The sequence below is a fragment of the Shimia sp. R10_1 genome (genome assembly GCF_017744095.1).
In the GTDB taxonomy this organism is placed as follows: Bacteria; Pseudomonadota; Alphaproteobacteria; order Rhodobacterales; family Rhodobacteraceae; genus Shimia.
The window spans coordinates 306,664-328,609 of the sequence record NZ_JAGHQX010000006.1 but is presented as its reverse complement, the minus strand read 5'-3'; the positions used below and the strand labels follow the sequence as shown (position 1 = coordinate 328,609).

Sequence of the window (21,946 nt, the reverse complement as noted above, 5' to 3'; positions counted from 1 at the left end):
GGTCCCATTCCGAACCCGGTCGTTAAGCACCGTTGCGCCGATGGTACTGCTGCTTAAGCTGTGGGAGAGTAGGTCATCGCCAAACCTATCAAACGACCTCAAATATCTCTCAAAACGATAACAAAAATACCTTCAGATCAAAAAATCAACCTGAAGGAAAACAGATCGAAGCACAAAAAAGCACGCGATCAAAACCACCGCGGGATGGAGCAGCCAGGTAGCTCGTCAGGCTCATAACCTGAAGGTCGTAGGTTCAAATCCTACTCCCGCAACCAAAATCTGAAAATAGATATCAGTACGATAACGCCCCAAGGGGCGATCCTTGCGTTTGGCGATCAAATTGGCCTGCATATCCAGGATGTGGTTCTTTGCGTCATGATCATATGACACGACCACACGATCCATAAGCTCGTGAAGCTCATCGCTCGCTCTGCCAGCCACACCTTCCTCTGTCAGCGTTACCACCAGATTATCGACATATTCGCGCTAACTGCCCACGCTACCCTTGGCAATGCCCAGTGAAGTTGCAACCGCTCGGTCGCTCAATCCCTTGTTAAACTTCAATCGCAATAAATCTCGTATTCGGCGCATGTTCAGAAGTCCTGTTGGCATTTAGCCCCTACATTCAAATTGGAGAGAAGTTTCCTTCAGTTAGTCGAAAACGTCTGCCCAAGATCGCGTGAAATCCGCGCCCACGATGACGTGAAACGCGCAGCGGCTCTATAATCGTATACCCAGCAGACCCAAGCTGAACAAAACGATCAGCGTTCCACCAATAATTTGCAATGCTGGAAAGGCAGATGCGATGGTGGTGACTGAGCCTGAGGCTCGCAACGTGAGCCTCCTGAGCGAGGTGCTCGACAGTGCCACGATGCCTGTGAGTGCGGCTGTCCCCAGCCCCATTACCACCACAGCCAATGCTCCGGCGAATTTGAAGTCCATTTGCCAAGCAATCACAAGCAAGAAAATTGCCCCTGTGCATGGGCGGATGGCGATCGACAAAACAAGAAGTGTGCCCTCTTTCAGCGAGGTGATGTTTGCGGCCTGCTCCGGCGTGGGGCCATGTGCGTGCCCACACCCGCATGCATCGGAATGGGGGGAGCTGTGATGATGCCCCGCGTGTGCATGAGTTGTTTTTGGCAGTGCTTTGACACCGCGAAAAATAAGCGCAAGACCAACACAAGAGATCGCAATATAGCTCATTGGGGCGAGGATATTTTCTGCCCAGCCCGTCATTTGATGGGCTCCTGTTTCCAGCAGTAGAAAACCGCCATATACCAGAACTATGGCCCATAGAGATTGTGCGATGCTCGACACGAAGGCGAGGCCGACAAGACGGGTGGGTGAGATTGCGCTCGCGAGGCCGACGCCACCCACCAGATATTTTCCGTGGCCTGGTCCGAGTGCATGGACAAACCCATATGCAGCTGTGGCGCTGAGCAGTGCAGCATAGGCCCCCGGGTCCCCCATTTTTAAAGCGCGAATTGTGGTGGCCATTTGGTTTTGAAAGCCTCTTTGGGCTTCAGCCGCCCAAACAGAAAGCGCGGTTGTATCCGCGACCATAAAAGCCGCGATCGCCAAGATGCTCAAAAAACATGCCGCCAAAATTACTCGCATTTTACGACGATCCGATCTGCAAAATCCGCCCCAACATTTGGAATAAGAGGCGTTTCTTCACGATTTAGCAATGCAAGTGCTGCTTGCAGGCTCTTATTTTGAACATCAGACTTGAACGGGATCATTTCCGCTGTGCAGCTGCCTGAGTTTCCAATTAAGTTTGGTGGATTTATGAGCTTAAAGGCAAAGAAATATGTCGATTCATAAAATGCCACCTCGAATGGGTCTGTTGACGGCTCAATGGCCTCTTTCAGTGCGCGACGAAATGTGAGTTGCAGGCGCCCATCGATCAAGTGCGCATCTAACTCGGTCGGCCATTCCAATGGGATTCCCAGGCCACGGCGCGTGAGGTGCGCTGAACCACTAAAATCCAGCGGCCATTTACTTCTGAGGCGTATAAGTTCTTGCCGGTCACTTTCATCAAGTTTTCCCTCTGAATTCAGTGACATTCCATAGGAAGAGAGGATGTAAAGCGTTTCGAAGTCATCATAGAGCCATGTCACGTTTAGGGCGGATAGTTGGTTTTGAGCGTCGAAAACAAAATCGACGCCACCGTCAATGTAAACGTGTGGATGGGAATGCGCTGGAACCGGAAAAAACACTGCTGAATAGGCCATCGTCACAATCAAAATGATTGTGTGGCGCCATTTTCGAAAGTGATCCTTCATCTTTCTGTCCATGGAGGTATTGTCTTCTGACTTTGTGTTGGGCCTGCACACAAGCTTAGGTGATCTTTCCAGTGTCTACCAACCTTTTGCGTGGCCACTTTGGTTTCCGTCACTGCAAGGTGCAGCGTTGCAAAGCACCACAAGGCTAACATTATGGGGCTTTAGCAGGCTGCAGTCCTTGCACGTGATGGAGAAGGTTCCGTTGTTTCTTCGCGTTCTAGCGCGCGGGGCATTGCAACTTTGAAACAGTCACACCTATCGAGGTTTTATGCGACCTCTTCAATCCGGCGCCAGCTGGGGAAAGGGTCAGGTAAATCCAAAGGCAGGGAAGCAGGGCCATCCGCCATGACAATCGGAACCAGGCAAGCGTCCAGTCGTGCTTTTAGCGATGGCCAATCTATGCCTGCGCCAATGAAAACCAATTCTTGACGTCGATCGCCCCAGGGCGCGACGCAGTGCTGTTCAAGATAGGCGCGTGCTGAAGCATGGTCGGGCCAGCGTTCTTGCGGAACTGCAGCCCACCAAGTTCCCAAAGGCTGTACACTCGACAAAGCGCCAGCCAATGAAAACTCAGCAACCCAATCTGGCCGTGTTGCGATCCAGAAATGGCCTTTTGCACGAATAACGCCTTCCAGTTCACCATTCAGGACAGCGAGGATTTTTTCCGGAATAAACGGTTGTCGTGCACGGTAGACAAAGCTTGCAACGCCGTATTCTTCTGTTTCTGGCACATGGTCAGAAAAACCGTAAAGCTCTTTGGCCCACATTGGATGCTCATGTGCTTTGTCAAAGTCAAATGAACCCGTGTTCAAAATTTTGTCTGCAGCCACATCGGAGTGGTTGGTTTCTATAATCTCAGCATCTGCGTTTAGGCTGCGGATAATTTTGCGCGCGGCGTCCCGCTGTTCTGGAGTGGCATCGCCGACTTTGTTCAAAACGACCACATCTGCAAATTCCATTTGGTCTGTCAGCAAATGAACCAAGGTGCGCTCGTCTTCTGTGCCAGTGACTTCACCGCGGTCTTTTAAGAAATCGTGGCTTGAAAAATCCTTTAAGAGATTGACCGCATCTACGACCGTGACCATCGTATCAAGGCGCGCCACATCAGACAGGCTCTCGCCATATTCGTCCCGAAAATCAAAGGTGGCTGCGACTGGCAGAGGTTCTGCAATCCCAGTGGATTCGATCAACAGATAGTCAAAACGTTTTTCCGCAGCGAGGCGGCGAACCTCTGCGAGCAGATCGTCGCGTAAAGTACAGCAGATGCAGCCATTTGACATTTCCACGAGCGTTTCTTCCGTGCGGCTGAGTTCCGTGTCTGCACGAACAAGGTCGGCGTCGATATTCACTTCTGACATATCATTCACGATCACAGCCACGCGCCTGCCTTCGCGGTTATTCAGAACGCGATTGAGTAAGGTCGTTTTGCCTGCGCCAAGAAAGCCAGACAGAACAGTTACCGGAAGACGCGCATCATGCATTGAAATTCCTCATGGGTAGGGGCCGACTGGGGTAATGCACGTTTGCGCTTCTGTATCGGGGTGCGCAGTTCTGTGAGGCAGGTTGCATGCCTGCAGGTAGCCAACCACCTGCAGACGCTCTGTTTAACTGCCATCAGAACTTAAGGGCCTTACCTTTTTGGCTGTTCGCTAAGGGTCGCAGAATCTATTATGTTATAACATAACGATATGCAAGATGATTTCTGACGTATGTTCCCGGTAGGCTCTTCGAAGAAATTCGTAAGTTTTTGTTCGTGCGAAGCTACCCTACACTGTGATTGCAGATGATCTGCGGGATGCCTAACTCAGGTGCCTCTAACGCATGAGCTTTTGATCTAGAAAGCTCAAAGGGCGCAGGCATCTGCCCAGGGTTGGCCACCAAATCCATGTTCCGCCGAGACGTCTCAGCTTAGCGCCAGTCCCGAGTTTGAAACGTGCCAGCCCCGCTGCATGCTCCGTCGATACGCCGCCCAAGTCTAAGTGGGTCACACCTTTAGAACCCAGCCAAATCATGGCTTGCCACATAAGTAGATTGTGCGCTGACAATGCGCGGCCTTCGGGCGTTGTGTAGCTGATGTGGTAAGTGGCGCTTCTTCCATGCTTCAGGAAGAGCATGGCCGCCACCGGTGTTTTTCCGTCAAAGGCGGTGAAGAGCTTAGCATCGCCAGTATTGGCCTTTGCATACGCCAAGGTAAGGGCGTCGGACCAGCCGCTATAGCCGCGTTCTCTCTGTTGTTCTTGGTTGTTTTGCAGCAGCCATTGATCAGGCTTTTGTGTCATGTTTTGCCGCGTGATGCGAAGGCCTTGACGCTCCGCAAAGACCAGCCTGTTCCGCCATTTTTGATTGAGACCCGCGCGCAGATTTTCTGTCAGAGAGAGCTCTGCGATGTACTGCGGCGTCATAATCGGTACCGCGCCGAGTTTTCCGAGCCATTTGGACGGCGTGTCAGGGTTTAGAATTAATATGTCCTTACCTAGGTGCTGACGCTTTCGGGCCGTGCGGATTAAATCTGGCAAGGTTTCTGGGGAAAGTTGGGCCCGTGGCAGCATTGCCAATGAAACCCCGGCCAGTTTCCGGCGCAATATCAGCGTGCCATCTTCGAGCGTAGAGGTGCGAGTTTGTGTCAAAGCGAGGGCTTTGCGGTAGGCATCGCTTTGCTGAAGTGGCGTTAAAGGCATTTCTGGGCAGGCATCAAACATGTCGGCATTAACGCATCTGAAACCTAAATCATGGTTAATAAAGTTATGAGAATTTCAAAGCAAACCCGTGTTTATGGTCAAGTGGCGCCCAGTGCCAAATGGACAAAGTCAGCTGCCTTGCTGGTCGCGACAGGTCTTTCTGTGCCGGTTTTTCTGATCCTTTCTGTGATTGAGTGGCTATGGCTATAGAACTGCCTCACGCCGTTTGAGTTGCGCGCGCGATGTGGGCGCACAATATCTGTGTAAAAAGATCACCTAAACAAAGCTGTACCAACACAGCCTATATCGCAGCCACTCACGTTCGCAGCTGCGTTTGAAAAGCCAGTGTCGGTTATGCATTTTTAGCTCGATTGGCCTAGTTCAGGTCGTGTTTTAGGCATATTGTGACTTCAGTGGTCCTTGTAACTGAGCCTTACTTGGTATACATCGGCATACAAAGAGCGCTGCAGGGCGCGCTGACTCGTTTCAGCACCCTGTGCTCTCGCTTCTTCTAACGCTTACTCGTCAGGATAGCCATGAGCCTTTATACGGATTACCTAGCTGAAATCGAAACGCGCAAAGAGCAAGGTTTGAGCCCCAAACCAATCGATGCGGGAGATCTCGTCGCGGAACTGATCGATCTGATCAAAGATGCGGAAAATGATGCGCGTGACGATGCGTTGAACTTCTTCATTTATAATACGCTGCCGGGGACAACCAGCGCTGCAGGCGTTAAGGCTGAGTTCCTGAAAGAGATCATTCTTGGCGCGGTACAAGTTGCAGAAATCAGTGCTGAGTTTGCCTTCGAACTGCTGTCTCACATGAAGGGTGGCCCATCTGTGCGCGTGCTTCTCGATCTCGCGCTGGGTGATGACGCGTCCGTGGCACAGCAAGCTGCAGAGGTTCTGAAGACTCAGGTCTTCCTCTATGAAGCGGATACTGACCGTCTGGAAGAAGCCTACAAAGCAGGCAACGCGATCGCCAAGGAGCTTCTCGAAAGCTACGCCAAGGCAGAGTTCTTCACCAAGCTGCCTGAGGTTGAAGAAGAAATCAAAGTGGTGACCTATATTGCTGGCATCGGTGATATTTCCACCGACCTGCTTTCGCCAGGTGCCGAGGCACACTCGCGTGCTGACCGCGAGCTGCACGGCAAATGCATGTGTTCCCCCGAGGATCAGGTTGCCATTCAAGAGCTGCAAAAGCAGCATCCTGATGCCCGCGTTATGCTGATTGCTGAAAAAGGCACCATGGGTGTTGGTTCGTCCCGTATGTCTGGTGTGAACAATGTTGCGCTGTGGACCGGTAAGAAAGCATCTCCATACGTGCCGTTCATCAACATCGCCCCTGTTGTTGCAGGCACAAACGGCATTTCTCCGATCTTCCTGACCACTGTTGGTGTGACCGGCGGCATCGGTATTGATCTGGATAACTGGGTCAAAAAGACAGACGCCGATGGCAATGTCGTTGTCGATGAAGATGGCGAAGCCGTTTTGGAAGAAGCCTATTCCGTGGCGACTGGCACAGTGTTGACCATCAACACCAAGACCAAAACTCTGCAAGACGCTGACGGTAATGTGCTGAAAGATGTTTCTGCTGCGTTCACTCCCCAAAAGGTGGAGTTCATGAAGGCTGGCGGTTCCTACGCCGTGGTCTTTGGTAAGAAGTTGCAGACATTCGCAGCAGCGGCACTTGGTCAGGAACTGAAGTCCGCCTATGCCGCGTCCAAGGAAGTGTCCGTCGAAGGGCAGGGTCTGACCGCTGTTGAAAAAATCTTCAACCGCAACGCGTTGGGCACCACGCCAGGTGCCACGCTGCATGCTGGGTCGGACGTACGCGTAAAGGTGAACGTGGTTGGCTCTCAAGACACCACTGGTCCAATGACGGCTCAGGAACTTGAGGCAATGGCGGCCACCGTGATTTCTCCGTCAGTGGATGTGGGCTATCAGTCCGGCTGTCACACCGCATCTGTTTGGGACAAAAAGGCCCAGGCGAACATCCCTAAGCTTATGAAGTTCATGAATGACTTCGGCCTGATCACTGCGCGTGACCCTAAGGGCGAATACCATTCCATGACGGACGTGATCCACAAGGTGTTGAATGACATCACAGTGGACGACTGGGATATCATCGTCGGTGGTGACAGCCACACGCGTATGTCCAAAGGTGTGGCCTTTGGCGCCGACTCCGGAACAGTTGCTCTGGCGCTGGCGACTGGTGAGGCTGCAATGCCAATCCCTGAGTCCGTGAAAGTGACTTTTAAAGGTCAGATGGCCGATCACATGGACTTCCGTGATGTTGTCCACGCTACACAGGCACAGATGCTCAAGCAGCATGGTGACAACGTGTTCCAAGGCCGCGTAATCGAAGTTCACATCGGTACGCTGCTGGCTGACCAAGCCTTCACCTTCACCGACTGGACCGCGGAAATGAAGGCGAAAGCCTCCGTTTGTATCTCCAACGACGACACGCTCGTCGGCTCGCTGGAACTCGCAAAGTCGCGCATTCAGGTGATGATCGACAAAGGCATGGAAAATGCGGCAGGCACTCTGCAAGGGCTGCTGGACAAAGCGGATGAGCGCATTGCTGAGATCCAGTCCGGTGCAAAAACTGCGCTGACACCAGATGCCAATGCGAAGTACTTCGCTGAGGTTGTTGTGGATCTTGACGAAATTGTTGAGCCAATGATCGCGGACCCTGACGTCAACAACGACGATGTGTCCAAGCGCTACACCCACGATACAATCCGCCCAGTGTCTTACTACAACGCGGACAAAAAGGTGGATCTGGGTTTTGTTGGTTCCTGTATGGTACACAAAGGCGACATGAAGATCGTTGCCCAGATGCTGAAAAATCTGGAAAAGGCGAACGGTAAGGTCGAATTCAACGCACCTTTGGTTGTGGCTGCACCGACTTACAACATCATCGACGAGTTGAAAGAAGAGGGCGATTGGGAAATCCTGCAGCGCTATTCTGGCTTCACCTTTGATGACATGTTCCCAAAAACCCAGGCCCGCACTGAGTATGAGAACATCCTCTATCTTGAGCGTCCTGGCTGTAACCTGTGCATGGGCAACCAGGAAAAAGCCGCGAAAGGTGACACGGTTCTGGCAACTTCGACCCGCTTGTTCCAGGGTCGTGTGGTGGGTGACTTGCCTGAGAAGAAAGGCGAAAGCTTGCTGGCGTCCACACCAGTTGTGGTGCTGTCCGCAATTCTGGGGCGCACGCCAACTCTGGAAGAGTATAAGGCCGCTGTCGAAGGGATTGACCTGACCAAGTTCGCTCCTCCCCTTCAAGTGCCTGCAGACGCCAAGTCGGCGCACTTCTAAACAGATTGATCGGGCAACATCTTAAGCAGATGTTGCCCGGTTCTTTTTGGGGCGCGTGACGCAGGAGGTTCTACTGCTTCGCGCAGCCGACACGCGTGATCCTTAACAGGTCGTGTCTCATGATTGGCTGCGGCAAGCGACGCAGTTCCAGCGATGGTGCCGCCCAATTATATGCGCAGCACGAATTCTCTTTTACCGTACCGCCAGCTAATACTCTGACGGCCCTTCTCTTATGTGAACTCAACCAGTTTCTCGGAGAGAAGATATGAAAGACATCACTGAAACCGCACGCACACAGGCTGAAATCATCGAAGCCTTCAAGTTTCGCCATGCCTGCAAGGTGTTCGATCCCGAACGCAAAATTGATGACGCGTCCTTTGATACGATATTGGAAGCTGCGCGCCTGTCGCCCACCTCTTTCGGTCACGAGCCCTTTAAAATTCTGATGATTCAGTCGCAGGAAAAGCGCGAACTGTTCCGCGAATTCTCCTGGGGTGCAAATGGCATGATGAATGGCACTTCGGGCCAGTTGGGCACAGCGAGTCATTTTGGCATCATCTTGGCGCACACCGCTGAAACGATGACTGCGGGCTCTGACTATCTGCAAAACTTCTATCGGACCGTGAAGCAGTTGCCCGATGAGGTGATCGAGATCTTCAACGGTGCATACGGGAAGTTCCAAGATAGCGATCACCACATCAAGACGGATCGTGAAATTGCAGATTGGTCTGGAAAACAGGCCTATATTGTTTTGGCAAACATGATGACAGCCGGTGCGCTGCTCCGGATTGATTCCTGCCCGATTGAAGGATTTGATATGGCTCTGACTTCTGAGGTGCTGGAAGAGCATTTCGGCGTCGATCCCAAACTCTACAAGCCTGCGGTCATGTTCGCCTTTGGCTATCGCGCAGACGAGCCGCAATTCGACAAAACTCGCCGTACCATGGAAGAGACAGTGAGCTGGTTCTAAGCGTTTACACACATCCTCGTTGGAAGTGTCCCGGCCGCGCCCCTAATAGGGCGCGGTTTCACGTTTTTTGGGGCCAGACAGGTGCTTTGCCGATTTCAGCAATCAGAAAATCCATGAAAACCCGCACTTTCGGTGAAAGCGCATTGGCTTTGGGATAAACCAGCCAGATCACCGATCCATCTGAAATTTCGTAGTCCGGCAACACATGTACCAAAGCCCCGGATTCCAGCTCTTTGTGCACACACCACATAGAGTTGATGGAGATGCCCGCCCCGGCAATTGTCGCAAGCTTTTGGCTTAGGCCATCGTCAAGAATGATGCGGCTTTTCGCTTCTTGAGGGGCGAAACTGGCAGTCTGGCCATTTTTTCCCAAGAGCGGTCGCGCGTCCTGATTGGCAAAGGCGATCAGCTCATGGGACTTAAGGTCGTCGGGCGTTTGTGGCACGCCACGCGCCTTAAGATAGCTGGGAGCGGCGCACAGAATGCGCTGATCATCGGCCAACTTGCGCCCCTTGAGGCTGGTATCTTCCAGCGCTGAATTGCGGATCGCCAAGTCAAAGCTGCCTTCGATCAGGTCGAACCGACTGTCAGAGAGGCGAAGGTCCAATGTGATGCCCGGAAACCGCTCAAGAAATTTGGGGAGTATCGGGACAATGTAGATCTGGGAAAATGTACTGGAGGCCGTGAAGCGCAGGGTTCCGGTTGGGGTTGCCTGACCGCGTCCCAGAGCTGCAAGGCCCGCTTCCTCTTGTAGAAGCATTTCGCGTGCGTAGGGCAAAAATTCAGCGCCCTCTAGAGAGAGTGCCACCTTACGTGTTGAACGGTGTAGAAGATCTGCGCCCAACGAGTGCTCTAATTTGGCAAGGCGTGCACTTGCCACAGCGGGGGCCAAGCCAAGCTGCCGCCCAGCTGCGCTTATGTTGAGCTTTTCTGCGGCTAGAACAAAAAGACGCAGGCTGTCAGTGTCCATCGTGTGGCAATTCGCTGTGTAACTGGAAGTGTCACACAGAGATGGCGGCTTTTGCCGAGATGCGCAATCGGTTTATTTTCCCCAGTCTGCGTCCTGCATTTCACGGAGACGGGATGCTGTGCGTTCAAACTCGAATGTGCCTTCGCCTTCCAGATACAGCATTTCAGGCTCGGCGGCTGCAGAGCAAATGAGACGCACGCGTGCTTCGTAAAGCGCATCAATGAGGGTGACAAAACGTTTGGCTTCATTGAAGTTTGTGCGGCTTAGGGCCGGTATGTCTTCAAGGATCAGAACCCGCACGGCGTTCGCAATGGCAAGGTAGTCACCTGGCCCGAGCATTTTCCCACAGAGATCAAAGAAACTGGCGCGGGCGACGCCATTTCGGAAAGCGGGCAGCGTCACTTCTCGACTTTTGACTGTCAGCACAAGGGGCTCGGCCTCCCCTCCTGTGAGATCTTCCCAGATGGACCGGATTTGTGCCCGCGCTTCGGTGCCTGCTTGCACGAAATACACTTGATTGCCGGCCAGACGATTTTGTCGGTAGTCTACTGGACTGACCAACTCCCAAACCCGCAGTTGCTCTTTGATTATGGCAATAAAAGGCAGGAATAACTGGCGGTTGAGACCGTTCTTGTAGAGATCGTCTGGGACGCGGTTGGACGTCGTAACAACCACGACACCTGCGTCAAACAGCTTTTCGAACAGGCGACCAACGATCATTGCATCTGTGATGTCGGTGATCTGCATTTCATCGAAAGCCAGAACTCGAACGCTCTCGGCAACCGCCGCCGCCACAGGTTGGAGCGCGTCTTCGACTCCTTTTGACCGGGCTTGGTGCATGGCCTCATGGATTTCTTGCATGAAGGCGTGAAAATGCACGCGCCGGACAGGGACAGAGAGGCTGTCGACAAATAGATCCATGAGCATGGACTTGCCGCGCCCAACACCTCCCCAGAGATAAAGACCCTGAACGGGTTCTCTGACTGATTTGCGGAACCAGCCTTTTTTCGTTGGCTTTGCAAGCGCGGCTCGTATGCGCTCCAGCTCCGGTAAAACGGCGGTTTGCGCGTCATCAGGCGTGAGGGTGCCGTCAGCAACTTTGGCGGCGTAAATCTCTGGCAAACTTGTCATATTGCTGGGTGTAGCCAATTGCAGCGTAAAGGAAAAGTGGGCTCGTATTCGAAGCATTGATCGTAGAGCAAACAAATACTGAATTGTGCATTTTACTTCAGATGTGCAGTATGTGCGCTGCGCAACAGGAGAAGCCCCATGCCGCAGAAAACCCCGCTTATGACCCCTGTTTTGATTGTGGGCTGTGTTATCATTCTGGTGAGCTTTGCCATTCGGGCGAGCTTTGGGGTGTTTCAGATACCGATTGCTGAGGAATTTGGCTGGCTGCGCAGTGAGTTTTCGCTGGCGATCGCTATTCAGAATTTGGCGTGGGGCATTGGGCAGCCAATTTTTGGTGCGATTGCGGAGAAGATCGGCGACCGTAAGGCGATCATCATCGGAGCATTGACCTATGCGGCGGGGCTTGTGTTATCGTCTTTTGCAGTCACGCCACAAGCGCATCAAATGTATGAAATCCTTGTAGGATTTGGGATCGCAGGCACAGGGTTTGGTGTGATCCTCGCCGTTGTGGGACGGGCAAGTTCGGACGAGAACCGATCTATGTCTTTGGCGATTGCGACGGCGGCGGGGTCTGGTGGGCAGGTGTTTGGCGCGCCGATGGCGGAGTGGATGCTGAGCTTTATGAGCTGGCAGGAAACCTTCTTGATCTTCGCGGTCGCGATTGTTGGGGTTCTGGCGCTGCTGCCGATGATGCGGGCGCCTGTTTTGCCTAAGGAGCATCTGCAGGAGAGCATGGGGGCGATCCTCGGAAAAGCGTTGCGAGATCCGTCTTACACGTTGATTTTCCTTGGGTTTTTTAGCTGCGGATATCAGCTTGCCTTTGTCACAGCGCACTTCCCGGCGATGATCACTGAGATGTGCGGGCCGATTGCGGCGGGGAGTATGCTGGCCAATATGGGGGTGACTTCGACCTCGGCATTGGGGGCGGTGGCGATTTCGCTGATTGGCCTGGCCAATATTGGCGGCACTTTGCTGGCGGGTTGGGCTGGGAAGCATTACTCGAAAAAGTATTTGCTTGCAGGTATTTACACGGGGCGCACCATCGCGGCGGCGGTGTTTATTCTGATGCCGATCACCCCAATGAGCGTGATTGTCTTCTCTGTGGTGATGGGGTCGCTGTGGCTGGCGACGGTGCCTCTGACTTCTGGTCTGGTCGCGCATCTCTATGGGTTGCGCTATATGGGGACGCTGTACGGAATTGTCTTTTTCTCTCATCAGCTTGGCAGTTTTCTGGGCGTCTGGCTGGGCGGGCGGATGTATGACTTGTACGGCGATTACACAGCGGTTTGGTGGGTTGGCGTCGGCGTCGGCGCGTTCAGCGCGATTGTGCACTTGCCGATCCGCGAGAACCGCACCCCTGTTGCGGCCGCCGCTTAGGCAAATTAACCAAATTTTGGCACGTCGGTATTGCGTCGGTATCGCGACTGTATTGCGTAGGTGCCAAATTTGGAGGGGTGAGAAAGGTTACCCAAGCGTACGTTGCGCGGCCTGCCACTGCTCCAGAATGTAGCGGCTGGTCATCAGATCGAGATGCGCCCCTCCGCCGTTCTTGAAGAGGGTGATCTCTGTGTCGGAGTGCCGCTGAAATTTGTCGAGCGCATAAAAATCGGCCAGCACGTCTTCGCGTTTGATTGTGGCTTCGGTGAGTGGGATCTTCAGCTCGCCGATGTGATCAAGCGTTGTCTCGAAACTGTCGACAAATAGGCGCGCGCGTTGGAGCGTGGTGTCATCGGCCTCGCGCATGTCGGGGCGATAGGCGCCGATCAGGTCGATGTGTTGTCCCGGCTGCAACCAGTCACCGCGCAGTGTCGGCTCTGAGGTCATTGTGGCCGAGGTGATGATGTCGGCTTTGCGCACCGCTGTTTCGAGATCTGTGGCAACAGAAAGACCGTCTATTTCAGACGCCATTTTTTCGGCGTTGGCTTTGGTGCGGTTCCAGACGGTGAAATTAGCCTGTGGAAATGCGGCGCTGTAAGCGGCATGAAGATTGCGCCCCACCGTTCCGGCGCCGATGATGAGAATGTGACGGCTGTCTGGGCGGGCCAATCGGCGCGCGGCCAGAAGGCTGTCGCCAGCGGTTTTCCATTTGGTGACGAGGTGAAAATCGATCAGTGCGGACAATGTGCCGTTCGTGTCGTCAAACAGAGTGACGGCCCCATTGATCATGGGCACATCTGATGCCGGGTTTCCCGGAAACACAGTCGCGGACTTCACCGCGATGCCAAGACCATCAATCCAGGCCTGTCGTTGCAGCAGCGTGTCCTCCCCGCGATAGAGCAGGCTGTCAGAGATTTCGGCCCGCGGGAGGGCATGGCCTGCAGCAAGCGCGTCGGTGAGGTCAATCCAGTCGATGTGTTTTTCGCCGTCTTCAAAGGAGATATACGGAATCATTACGCGGCCTCTTGGGCGGTCAACAGCCCCTCTGCGACCAAGCGATCTGCCCAGCCCTGTGGGTGCGCAAAGAGGTGGGTCTGCCAGCCACGCGCGGCGGCAGCGGCGATGTTGTCGGCGCGGTCATCGGTAAAGAGCAGCTTGTCAGGCGCGATGCCGCTGTCGGCCTCGACATGGGCGTAGATTGCGGGATCAGGTTTGATCAGCTTGAGGCGCCCGGAGACGTATTCGCGGTCAAAGCGGTTGAGGAATGGATAGACCGCTTGTGACATCGGGAAGTTGTCGTGGCCAAAATTCGTGAGCGTGAAAACGGTGACGCCCTTGTCGACGAGCGCATTCAGCAAGCGCACGGAGTGGGGAATGGCGGGGGCTGCGAGATCGTTCCAGTTGTCATTCCACATCCGCAGTTCCGCTTCATACTCCGGGTATTGCGGCACGAGGCTGTCGATCATGGCGGGCAGGGAAGCACCGGCGTCAATCGCTTCGTGGTGGCGGTGAATCTCGGTGTCGGCAAAGAAAGCTTTACGACGGGCTTCTCCCACGGTGCGGTCGTAGAAATTTTCTGGCTGCCATTCGATCAGGACGTTGCCGATGTCAAAAATTACGGCCTCAATTTGCGACATGGTGTTCCCCTGTGTGCATGTTTTGCGCTGACCGTAGAGCGCTGTCGCAGAGAGGGGAACTTGATTTTATCTGGTCGCGTTAAATTAGCGCCGTGTGCGCGGCCGATCCGGTGTGGGCACAACATCCAGCTTGGTTTCGCGCCAGAACACAAACAGGCCACTGCCGATGATCAGCACCATGCCTAGCCATGTGGATGGGGCGGGCCATTCGCCAAAGATGAAGATCCCGGCGAGCACGGCGATGGGCATGGCGACATATTCCAGCGGTGCGATCAGGCTGGCTTCTGACAGGCGGTAGGCTTGCGAGATGAAGAAGCCGCCCCCCGCGCTGGCGATGCCCAGAAATACGAGGAAGGGCCAGTCGCCTGCGTCGGGTGTGTGCCACGCACGCAGCAGGAATTGCAGCATATCGCCGCCTTTGTGTTCCCAGGTGCCATGACCGAGTGTCGCGCCGACAGTTGCGGACACCACCACAAAAACCAGTTGAATATAGACCGACATGGTGGCGGCACTTTCGGTGCTGCCAATCTTGCGGGTGAGCACATGCAAGAGGGCATAGGCGACCGCCGCCAGAATTGGCATGAGCAGCGCCGCGTTGAAACCCTCCGCACCGGGGCGCACCATGATGAGCACGCCAACCATGCCGAGACTGACAGCAAGCAGGCGGCGGGGGCCGATTTTTTCCCCCAGCAGGAGTGCGGAAAAGGCGGTGATCAGCAGCGGGGACACAAAGAACACGGCAACCGCATCTGCCAGAGGCAAAACGGACAGGCCGAGGAAAAACAGCGTGTTGGCCGCGACAACACAGAAGCCGCGCAGCATATGCATGCCCAAACGTTTCGTGCGCAAGACGCCAAAACCGCCTTGCAGCGGAACAATGATGGCCAGAAGGATCGCCAAACCAATCAGCGACCGGATCAGAATGATCTGGTGCAGCGCATAGTCGCCGGACAGGAATTTGATCGTCGCGTCGTTGATTGAAAAGAAGATCACGGCGATCAGGGCCGAAAGAGGCCCAAGGGGCAGGCGGTATGATGAGGGTTTGGTCATAGGGGTAGTTGGACTGAACACATGTTCAGTGTCTAGAGCAAAAGCGACCAAAGCAGCCTAGGGCGTCGTGTTCCTGAGTTTATGGCGTTCTGTTGTCGACGTTCTTGAAAAAATTGACTTTATTTAAAGATATTTAGCTGAAGATTTTCGTTGAAGCGGCGTTTTTGAGGCGCTGGATAGTCTTTTAGAGCGAGATCACATGGATACTACTGTGCAGCGGCAGCCAAAGCGTGAGCAGCGTTTGGCGCAATTGCGTGCAACGCTGCGGTCGTTGGCCGCGCAGGAGAGGGCGCTTGGCGCTGTGGGCGATGGCACTGCCTATACCTACAACCGCATCTGCAAGGTCTCTTGCGATCTTGTTTGGAAAGCCTGGAGCACGCCTGCGCTTTTGGCGCAGTGGTATGGGCCGGGTGTGCATACGATGATCCATGCGTTTGACCTGCGCCCCGGTGGGCTGTGGCTGAGTGAGATGCGCTGGAATGGGCGGTCAGATTTCAGCCGTATGACGTTTGAGGAGGTCGAAGCAGGCGCGCGCCTGACGTGGCTGCATCAGACCTCAGACGCGGAATGGAGAGCGCTGCCAAGCGCAGTGATGCCGGATTGGCCACAAAAGCTGCGGAGCACGCTGACCTTGGCAGAGCATGGTCGCGGCACCATGTTGCAGCTTGTTCAGGAACCGGTGGATGCCTCAGCGGCGGAGCGCGCCTGTTTTGCCCAAATGCGGGCGGGCCTGGACAGCGGCTGGAGCAAAGGGTTTGACCATATGGAGCAGCTGCTGACCAGGCGGACCTAGGATCAGCGCTGGGCTGCGCGCAATTCACGCTCCAGCGCATCCAGAAAGCGAGAGCGGTCTGCTTTGGTGAAGCCTTTGCCGCCGCCCTGACGGAAGGGATCGGCCGCGCGCAGATCCGCCATCAGATCGCGCGTGGCGAGCACATTGCCGATGTTGGCCGCGGTGAGCGCTTCGCCGTTGTGTTTGAGCACGCGGGCGCCCGCCTCGACGCATTTTGCAGCCAGAGGGATGTCGCCGGTGATGACGACATCGCCTGTTGTTGCGCGATCAGCGATCCACATGTCAGCCACGTCCGGGCCTTCGGGCACAATCACGTTTTCCACCAGCGGGTTCTGGCTGGGCCGGAGACCGCCGTTGGACACCACGTAGATATTGACCTTGTGCCGGGTGCCGACGCGCTCGACCTCTGTTTTCACAGGGCAGGCGTCGGCATCCACGTAAATCGCTGTCATGTTGGCGCTTTCTGTTCTTAGTCTGCGTAGAGCGCTTCGGCGTGGAAGGCGATATGCTCTTCCATGAAGGTCGAGACGAAGAAGTAGCTGTGGTCGTAGCCTTTCTGCAGACGGAAGCTGCCCTCCTGGCGGCGGGCGGTGGCGGCTTCGGCCAGGGCTTCGGGGCGCAAGAGGTCGATGAACTGATCGGCGGTGCCGGTGTCGACGAGCACGGGGCCGTCAAAGCCTTTTTCGCGCATCAGGAGCGTGGCGTCATGGCCCGCCCATGCGGCTTCGTCCGCGCCAAGATAGGCGGAGAGCTGTTTGCGGCCCCAGTCGGCAGCGGTTGGGTTGCAGATCGGCGCAAAGGCAGACACAGAGCGGTAGCGGCCCGGCAGTGCCATGGCCAGCGTCAGAGCGCCGTGGCCGCCCATGGAGTGGCCCATGATGGACTGGCGTGACATGTCGAGCGGGGCGTATTCCTGTAGGAAGGACGGCAGCTCTTCGGAGATGTAATCCCACATGTTGAAATGCGGGGCCCATGGTTTTTGCGTGGCGTTGACATAAAAGCCTGCGCCCTGACCCAGATCATAGGCGGCATCATCGGCCACGCCTTCGCCGCGCGGAGAGGTGTCCGGAAACACAAGCGCCACGCCTTGTTCTGCGGCCCATTGCTGTGCGCCCGCTTTGACCATGGCGTTTTCATGGGTGCAGGTGAGGCCGGAGAGATACCAGATCACCGGAACGGGGCCATCTTTGGCTTCTTCGGGCAGAAACAGGCCGAAGGTCATTTCGCAATGGGTGGTGTGTGCGTTGTGTGTGTATACGCCCTGTGTGCCGCCAAAGGCGCGGTTTTCAGAGATCATTTCCATGGGTGGGGCTCCTGCCAAACGGTTTGCGCCAAAATGTCAGAACTGGCTGACCCATGCAATGACCAGAGACACGGTTGCGATGGAGGCAATCGTGGAAAACAGAATGGCTGCGGAGGCGCGATGCGGGGCAACGCCGTAGTGCTGCGCCAGCATGTAGACATTGCCCGCCACAGGCAGGGCGGCAGCGGCGATCACGACGCTTGCGGAATAGGGGTCGATTGGCAAAATCCAGAGGACTGCAATGGCCACAAACAGCGGGTGCAGCACCAATTTGGCAAAGCTGAGCCACAACGCGACGCCCGCACGTTCGGCGGATTTTGAGGCCAGCGAAGCCCCGATTGCAAACAGCGCTCCCGGGGTTGCGGCACCGCCCAGTATGGCCAGAAATTCATTGACGGGCGCAGGAATTGGCAAGGCCAGCGCGGACCAGATAAAACCAAGCGAAATCGCGACAATCATCGGATTGCGGATCAGCCCTGCGGCCACTGTGCGCAGAATGGACAGGTTCATGTTGCCGTCTTTGGATCCGGTGATCAGGATCACAATCAGGCTGGAAAACACAATCAGATCCACTGCAAGAACCAGCATCACCGGGCCAATGGCTTCTGGGCCCATCAACAATGTGAGCATGGGCACGCCTAGAAAACCGACGTTGCCAATTGTGGCGCATTGGGCCTCGACCGCCGCTGTCGCGATGTCTTGTTTGCGCAGCATCGCGACCAGTGTGGCGAGCCCGTAGACAGCGCAGCATCCCAGCAAATACGCTCCCATCAGGCGCCAGTTCAGAACCTCTGCGAGGCTGAGATTGGCCGCAAACCGAAACAGCATCGCTGAAAGGGCAAAGTAAAACACAAATTTTGTGAGATAGGCGGTGGCCTCTTCTGAGAAGAAACGCGTGCGCCCGGCCCAGTAGCCAAGGCCAATGAGCGCAAAAAACGGCAGTGTTTTCAGAAAGATTGCCAGCATGGCCAAGGCTTAACAGGTTTGGCGCGGGTGGCAAGGGTGGCCTAAAGCAAGGCGATGACCGCTGTGCCCGACACGGCGATCATTGCGCCGAGGATCGCCACAGGATGGGGGGGCACTTTTTCTTTCACCCAGAGGATCGGCAAGATCAACACGGGGGACAATGCGCCCAGGGTTGCTGCGATGCCCGCATCCAGACGCGCAAAGGCAAACAGCAGCAGAGAAGAGGCCACAATGTAGCCAATGACGCCAGGCAGGATCGTCACCCCCAACAACGCAGGCGTGAGCGGGGCGTGCGGTTTCATGGCTTTGGCCGGCACGCACGCGATGACGGAAATCAGGAGCGCGGCACCCAGGAGGCGCAGGGCGGTGGCCGCGATTGGTGTTAAGCCCGCTTCAAGCGCGGGTTTCATGGCCAGAAAGCCCGCTCCTTGCAAAGCCGTGGCCACCACGCCCAGCCCGAGAATATGCAACAAGGGTGCGGCGCTGGCATCACTTTGGGATTGGGTGTTGGTGCCAAAGACAATGGCGATGCAGACCCCGATCAGGGTGATCGCGGCGCCGAGGAGATCCGTTGGCGCGGGGATTTCTTGTAACCAGACAAACGCAATGCCGCCCACAATCGGTGCTTTTAGGGACAGCAGCAGCTCTGTCCGCCGTGGGCCTCCTCTGCGCAGGCACGCGATCATGGCGAGATTGCCCAGCAGGATGCCAAAAACACTGCTGAACACAAAGGCGGGCCAGAACTGCCACGGGATGGTGTGCCAGTGCCCCAGTGCGGTTGTGAGCGCAGCGGCCAGCAGGCCGCAGGCGATCAGTTGGATGTGGGTGAAGGCAAAGGCCCCCAGCTGTTTGGCGGGGCTTTGGGCAATCACAATGCCGCTGGCCCAGCCAAATGATGCGCCGAGTGCTGCAAGAATGGGAAGAAGAGGCATGACAGGGCTCGTTGGAATCGCTACACTTTCGGTAGCAATAATACGCTACCAAAAGTGTAGCAAGGAGAATTCATGACAAATCCTGTGCCAACGCCCGGCCAACCTGTACGCGGGTCAAAAACGGGCAAACCGATTATGGCGTTGTTTGACCTTCTGGGGCGCAGTTGGGCGCTTGGGGTTTTGTGGCAATTGTCAGAGGGCGGGCTGACGTTTCGCGCGTTGCAGGCCCGTTGCGAACAGGTGTCGCCAACGGTGTTGAACAGACGGCTTAAGGAGCTGATGGCCAGTGGTTTGGTGCAGCGCGGCGATGCGGGATATGAATTGAGTGACACTGGCCACGCGCTGTTTGCCCTGTTGGACCCTTTGGGTCCCTGGGCACAGGCGTGGGCGCGGGGGCTGGAGGACGCTGACAAAGACTAGGGGTGGTTCCGGAATACTGATAGGCATGCCGAAACAAGTTTCGTCATCAGGCTTGCCGCAAGGGAAACCAGCGGTGTAGTGTCTTGGCGCACGCCAGCCCGGAGGTCCGCACAGCCATATGAACACCCAGACAGCCATCATCCGACAGGGGCGTAAATTCGCACAGGTTCTGGAGCACGCGCGCCGGTTGTTCATGCAGCATGGTTTTGAAAGCGTGAGTATGGATCACATTGCGCAGGCGGCGCAGGTGTCTAAGGCGACGCTTTACAACTATTTTCCAGACAAGCGGATGCTGTTCATGGAGGTGGCCCGCCGCGAATGCGAGGAGCAGGCTGAACAGCTTGAGGCCAAGGTGGATGATGCGCAACCGGTGGCCGATGTGCTGCGTGTGGTGGGGCGCGGGCTCATGGGGATCATTCTGTCGGAATTCGGTCGCAATATGTTCCGGGTCTGTGTGTCTGAAGTGGATCGGTTTCCGGAGATTGGTCAGCAGTTTTATGCCTCTGGACCGGAGCTTTGCCGCAATCGGCTGACGGAGTTTTTTCAAGAGGCTGAGGCGCGCGGAGAGCTGTCTGTGCCGGATCCCGGTTTGGCGGCCGACCAATTTGAAGAGCTCTGCAAGGCAGGGTTGTTTCTGCGCCAGGTGACTGGGGTGCAAACACAGTTTACCCAGGAAGAGGTGGATTATGTGGTCGATGGCGCGGTGGAGATGTTCATGGCACGTTATGGGGTGGGGTAGCAGGCGCGTTTTGTAGACAATAAGCAAACGGGTCGCCGTAGCGACCCGTTGTGGTGTTTATAATAGCGCCTTAAAATTCAACCACTGCGCGAATGGATTTGCCTTCGTGCATCAGGTCGAAGCCGTGGTTGATCTCATCCAGCGTCAGTTTGTGGGTGATCATCTCGTCGATCTCGATTTTGCCGTCCATGTACCAATCGACAAACTTGGGCACGTCGGTGCGCCCCTTGGCGCCGCCAAAGGCAGTGCCTTTCCAGACGCGGCCGGTGACCAGCTGGAACGGACGGGTGGAGATTTCGGCACCGGCAGGGGCCACGCCGATGATCACAGAGACACCCCAGCCACGGTGGGAGCATTCCAGCGCGTCGCGCATGACCTGCACATTGCCGGTGGCGTCAAAGGAGTAATCCACGCCGCCAAACTGATCTTTCTCAGTTTTGGTCAGCTCGATGATCGCTTCGGTGACCGACTGGCCTTCAGGCAGTTTGGATGGGTTCACGAAGTGGGTCATGCCAAACTTCTTGGCCATTTCGGCTTTGTCGTCGTTCAGATCGACGCCGATGATCATGTCGGCACCGGCCATGCGCAGGCCCTGAATGACGTTGAGGCCAATGCCGCCGAGGCCAAAGACCGCCGCAGAAGAACCGAGTTCCACGCCAGCGGTGTTGATCACCGCGCCAATGCCGGTGGTGACGCCGCAGCCGATGTAGCAGATTTTGTCAAACGGCGCGTCGTCGCGCACTTTGGCGAGCGCGATTTCCGGCAGAACCGTGTGGTTGGCAAAGGTCGAGCAGCCCATGTAGTGGTAGATCGGCGTGCCATCCAGCATGGAGAAACGCGTGGTGCCATCGGGCATGAGGCCTTGACCTTGCGTGCCACGGATTGCGGTGCAGAGGTTGGTTTTGCCAGACAGGCAGGCGTGACATTCGCGGCACTCAGGCGTGTAGAGCGGGATCACGTGATCGCCGGGTTTCAGCGTGGTGACGCCTTCGCCCACTTCCACAACAACACCTGCGCCCTCGTGGCCGAGAATGGAGGGGAAGAGACCCTCGGGATCCGCGCCGGAGCGGGTAAATTCATCGGTGTGGCACAGGCCGGTGGCCTTGATTTCCACCAGAACCTCACCCGCCTTGGGGCCTTCGAGGTTCACTTCCATAATTTCCAGCGGTTTGCCGGCTTCTAGCGCGACGGCGGCACGGGTACGCATCATCTTGCTTATCCTCCATGATTTGCTCAGAGCGTGGTTGAAACTCGGGCGCTATGCAACCTTAATGGCGACGTCGCAAGCCCGAATTACGCCACATAGCGTTGCGCCGCTGAGCAGGGGCAGGCCGCGCATGTTGCTGTGCACGGATCTGGGCGACGAAAA

General features: G+C 55.7%; 20 protein-coding genes, 1 tRNA gene, 1 rRNA gene and 1 pseudogene. 8 read left to right on the top strand and 15 right to left on the bottom strand.

Going from position 1 to position 21,946, the window contains the following annotated elements:
• Both rrf and J7413_RS13820 read left to right on the top strand, forming a co-directional pair.
• Positions 1–85 (top strand): 5S ribosomal RNA (gene rrf, locus J7413_RS13825); the annotation flags it as partial.
• 113 nt (positions 86–198) lie between these two features.
• Positions 199–275, top strand: a tRNA-Met gene (locus J7413_RS13820).
• A gap of 445 nt (positions 276–720) precedes the next feature.
• Here J7413_RS13820 and J7413_RS13815 read toward each other — a convergent pair.
• The 4 genes from J7413_RS13815 to J7413_RS13800 form a co-directional block, all read right to left on the bottom strand.
• Positions 721–1,497, bottom strand: coding sequence for a hypothetical protein (locus tag J7413_RS13815; protein WP_209099122.1), 777 nt, complete (start codon positions 1,495–1,497; stop codon positions 721–723).
• Between the two features lie 110 nt (positions 1,498–1,607).
• Positions 1,608–2,285, bottom strand: coding sequence for a DUF1007 family protein (locus tag J7413_RS13810; RefSeq protein ID WP_209099120.1), 678 nt, complete (start codon positions 2,283–2,285; stop codon positions 1,608–1,610).
• 266 nt (positions 2,286–2,551) lie between these two features.
• Entirely contained in the window at positions 2,552–3,766 is a 1,215-nt protein-coding gene (locus J7413_RS13805; RefSeq protein WP_209099118.1) for a GTP-binding protein, read from the bottom strand.
• Between the two features lie 333 nt (positions 3,767–4,099).
• Positions 4,100–4,984, bottom strand: coding sequence for a GNAT family N-acetyltransferase (locus tag J7413_RS13800; protein WP_209099116.1), 885 nt, complete (start codon positions 4,982–4,984; stop codon positions 4,100–4,102).
• Positions 4,985–5,499: 515 nt separating this feature from the next.
• On the opposite strand from J7413_RS13800, the gene J7413_RS13795 reads away from it, so the two are divergent.
• Positions 5,500–8,289 (top strand): bifunctional aconitate hydratase 2/2-methylisocitrate dehydratase, encoded by a 2,790-nt coding sequence (locus J7413_RS13795; RefSeq protein WP_209099114.1) that lies wholly within the window; start codon positions 5,500–5,502, stop codon positions 8,287–8,289.
• A 265-nt stretch (positions 8,290–8,554) separates the two neighbouring features.
• A complete protein-coding gene (locus tag J7413_RS13790; RefSeq protein WP_209099112.1) occupies positions 8,555–9,259 on the top strand; it encodes an NAD(P)H-dependent oxidoreductase in 705 nt (234 codons plus the stop codon).
• A gap of 58 nt (positions 9,260–9,317) precedes the next feature.
• Here J7413_RS13790 and J7413_RS13785 read toward each other — a convergent pair whose 3' ends face one another.
• From J7413_RS13785 to zapE, 3 genes and pseudogenes are all read right to left on the bottom strand, one after another.
• The gene (locus J7413_RS13785) at positions 9,318–10,037 is read right to left on the bottom strand and encodes a substrate binding domain-containing protein (protein WP_348538753.1); all 720 of its coding nucleotides are present in this window, start codon (positions 10,035–10,037) and stop codon (positions 9,318–9,320) included.
• A 21-nt stretch (positions 10,038–10,058) separates the two neighbouring features.
• A pseudogene (locus J7413_RS20730) lies at positions 10,059–10,229 on the bottom strand (LysR family transcriptional regulator); the annotation flags it as partial.
• 72 nt (positions 10,230–10,301) lie between these two features.
• The gene (zapE, locus tag J7413_RS13780) at positions 10,302–11,360 is read right to left on the bottom strand and encodes a cell division protein ZapE (RefSeq protein ID WP_209099108.1); all 1,059 of its coding nucleotides are present in this window, start codon (positions 11,358–11,360) and stop codon (positions 10,302–10,304) included.
• 138 nt (positions 11,361–11,498) lie between these two features.
• On the opposite strand from zapE, the gene J7413_RS13775 reads away from it, so the two are divergent.
• Positions 11,499–12,737, top strand: coding sequence for an MFS transporter (locus J7413_RS13775; RefSeq protein WP_209099106.1), 1,239 nt, complete (start codon positions 11,499–11,501; stop codon positions 12,735–12,737).
• Positions 12,738–12,824: 87 nt separating this feature from the next.
• Here J7413_RS13775 and J7413_RS13770 read toward each other — a convergent pair whose 3' ends face one another.
• From J7413_RS13770 to J7413_RS13760, 3 genes are all read right to left on the bottom strand, one after another.
• Positions 12,825–13,751, bottom strand: a complete 927-nt coding sequence (locus J7413_RS13770) for an NAD(P)-binding domain-containing protein (protein ID WP_209099103.1) — start codon at positions 13,749–13,751, stop codon at positions 12,825–12,827.
• Entirely contained in the window at positions 13,751–14,374 is a 624-nt protein-coding gene (locus J7413_RS13765) for an HAD family phosphatase (RefSeq protein ID WP_209099101.1), read from the bottom strand. The genes J7413_RS13770 and J7413_RS13765 overlap by 1 nt, the downstream gene beginning before the upstream one ends.
• An 84-nt stretch (positions 14,375–14,458) precedes the next feature.
• Positions 14,459–15,424 (bottom strand): DMT family transporter, encoded by a 966-nt coding sequence (locus tag J7413_RS13760; RefSeq protein ID WP_209099099.1) that lies wholly within the window; start codon positions 15,422–15,424, stop codon positions 14,459–14,461.
• Between the two features lie 199 nt (positions 15,425–15,623).
• Between J7413_RS13760 and J7413_RS13755 the strand changes: the two genes are divergently transcribed.
• Positions 15,624–16,217: an SRPBCC domain-containing protein gene (locus J7413_RS13755; RefSeq protein ID WP_209099097.1), complete on the top strand. Its 594-nt coding sequence runs from the start codon at positions 15,624–15,626 to the stop codon at positions 16,215–16,217.
• A 2-nt stretch (positions 16,218–16,219) separates the two neighbouring features.
• Here J7413_RS13755 and J7413_RS13750 read toward each other — a convergent pair whose 3' ends face one another.
• The 4 genes from J7413_RS13750 to J7413_RS13735 are packed head-to-tail and all read right to left on the bottom strand — an operon-like array spanning position 16,220 to position 19,418.
• A complete protein-coding gene (locus tag J7413_RS13750; protein WP_209099096.1) occupies positions 16,220–16,669 on the bottom strand; it encodes a YaiI/YqxD family protein in 450 nt (149 codons plus the stop codon).
• Between the two features lie 17 nt (positions 16,670–16,686).
• Positions 16,687–17,520, bottom strand: a complete 834-nt coding sequence (gene fghA / locus J7413_RS13745; RefSeq protein WP_209099095.1) for an S-formylglutathione hydrolase — start codon at positions 17,518–17,520, stop codon at positions 16,687–16,689.
• Positions 17,521–17,556: 36 nt separating this feature from the next.
• Positions 17,557–18,486, bottom strand: a complete 930-nt coding sequence (locus J7413_RS13740; RefSeq protein WP_209099094.1) for an AEC family transporter — start codon at positions 18,484–18,486, stop codon at positions 17,557–17,559.
• Positions 18,487–18,527: 41 nt separating this feature from the next.
• On the bottom strand, positions 18,528–19,418 hold the full coding sequence (locus J7413_RS13735) for a DMT family transporter (RefSeq protein ID WP_209099093.1): 891 nt from the start codon (positions 19,416–19,418) through the stop codon (positions 18,528–18,530).
• Between the two features lie 72 nt (positions 19,419–19,490).
• On the opposite strand from J7413_RS13735, the gene J7413_RS13730 reads away from it, so the two are divergent.
• Entirely contained in the window at positions 19,491–19,838 is a 348-nt protein-coding gene (locus J7413_RS13730; protein WP_209099092.1) for a helix-turn-helix domain-containing protein, read from the top strand.
• 118 nt (positions 19,839–19,956) lie between these two features.
• Entirely contained in the window at positions 19,957–20,577 is a 621-nt protein-coding gene (locus J7413_RS13725) for a TetR/AcrR family transcriptional regulator (protein ID WP_209099091.1), read from the top strand.
• Positions 20,578–20,647: 70 nt separating this feature from the next.
• On the opposite strand, the gene J7413_RS13720 is transcribed toward J7413_RS13725, so the two are convergent.
• Positions 20,648–21,784: an S-(hydroxymethyl)glutathione dehydrogenase/class III alcohol dehydrogenase gene (locus tag J7413_RS13720; protein ID WP_209099167.1), complete on the bottom strand. Its 1,137-nt coding sequence runs from the start codon at positions 21,782–21,784 to the stop codon at positions 20,648–20,650.
• Positions 21,785–21,946: the final 162 nt, after the last annotated feature.

What these genes read in the sequence shown, in the direction of transcription:
- J7413_RS13815 (WP_209099122.1), bottom strand. Translation starts at nt 1,497, where the DNA reads ATGGCCACCACAATTCGCGCTTTAAAAATGGGGGACCCGGGGGCCTAT.
- J7413_RS13810 (WP_209099120.1), bottom strand. Translation starts at nt 2,285, where the DNA reads ATGAAGGATCACTTTCGAAAATGGCGCCACACAATCATTTTGATTGTG.
- J7413_RS13805 (WP_209099118.1), bottom strand. Translation starts at nt 3,766, where the DNA reads ATGCATGATGCGCGTCTTCCGGTAACTGTTCTGTCTGGCTTTCTTGGC.
- J7413_RS13800 (WP_209099116.1), bottom strand. Translation starts at nt 4,984, where the DNA reads ATGTTTGATGCCTGCCCAGAAATGCCTTTAACGCCACTTCAGCAAAGC.
- J7413_RS13795 (WP_209099114.1), top strand. Translation starts at nt 5,500, where the DNA reads ATGAGCCTTTATACGGATTACCTAGCTGAAATCGAAACGCGCAAAGAG.
- J7413_RS13790 (WP_209099112.1), top strand. Translation starts at nt 8,555, where the DNA reads ATGAAAGACATCACTGAAACCGCACGCACACAGGCTGAAATCATCGAA.
- zapE (WP_209099108.1), bottom strand. Translation starts at nt 11,360, where the DNA reads ATGACAAGTTTGCCAGAGATTTACGCCGCCAAAGTTGCTGACGGCACC.
- J7413_RS13775 (WP_209099106.1), top strand. Translation starts at nt 11,499, where the DNA reads ATGCCGCAGAAAACCCCGCTTATGACCCCTGTTTTGATTGTGGGCTGT.
- J7413_RS13770 (WP_209099103.1), bottom strand. Translation starts at nt 13,751, where the DNA reads ATGATTCCGTATATCTCCTTTGAAGACGGCGAAAAACACATCGACTGG.
- J7413_RS13765 (WP_209099101.1), bottom strand. Translation starts at nt 14,374, where the DNA reads ATGTCGCAAATTGAGGCCGTAATTTTTGACATCGGCAACGTCCTGATC.
- J7413_RS13760 (WP_209099099.1), bottom strand. Translation starts at nt 15,424, where the DNA reads ATGACCAAACCCTCATCATACCGCCTGCCCCTTGGGCCTCTTTCGGCC.
- J7413_RS13755 (WP_209099097.1), top strand. Translation starts at nt 15,624, where the DNA reads ATGGATACTACTGTGCAGCGGCAGCCAAAGCGTGAGCAGCGTTTGGCG.
- J7413_RS13750 (WP_209099096.1), bottom strand. Translation starts at nt 16,669, where the DNA reads ATGACAGCGATTTACGTGGATGCCGACGCCTGCCCTGTGAAAACAGAG.
- fghA (WP_209099095.1), bottom strand. Translation starts at nt 17,520, where the DNA reads ATGGAAATGATCTCTGAAAACCGCGCCTTTGGCGGCACACAGGGCGTA.
- J7413_RS13740 (WP_209099094.1), bottom strand. Translation starts at nt 18,486, where the DNA reads ATGCTGGCAATCTTTCTGAAAACACTGCCGTTTTTTGCGCTCATTGGC.
- J7413_RS13735 (WP_209099093.1), bottom strand. Translation starts at nt 19,418, where the DNA reads ATGCCTCTTCTTCCCATTCTTGCAGCACTCGGCGCATCATTTGGCTGG.
- J7413_RS13730 (WP_209099092.1), top strand. Translation starts at nt 19,491, where the DNA reads ATGACAAATCCTGTGCCAACGCCCGGCCAACCTGTACGCGGGTCAAAA.
- J7413_RS13725 (WP_209099091.1), top strand. Translation starts at nt 19,957, where the DNA reads ATGAACACCCAGACAGCCATCATCCGACAGGGGCGTAAATTCGCACAG.
- J7413_RS13720 (WP_209099167.1), bottom strand. Translation starts at nt 21,784, where the DNA reads ATGCGTACCCGTGCCGCCGTCGCGCTAGAAGCCGGCAAACCGCTGGAA.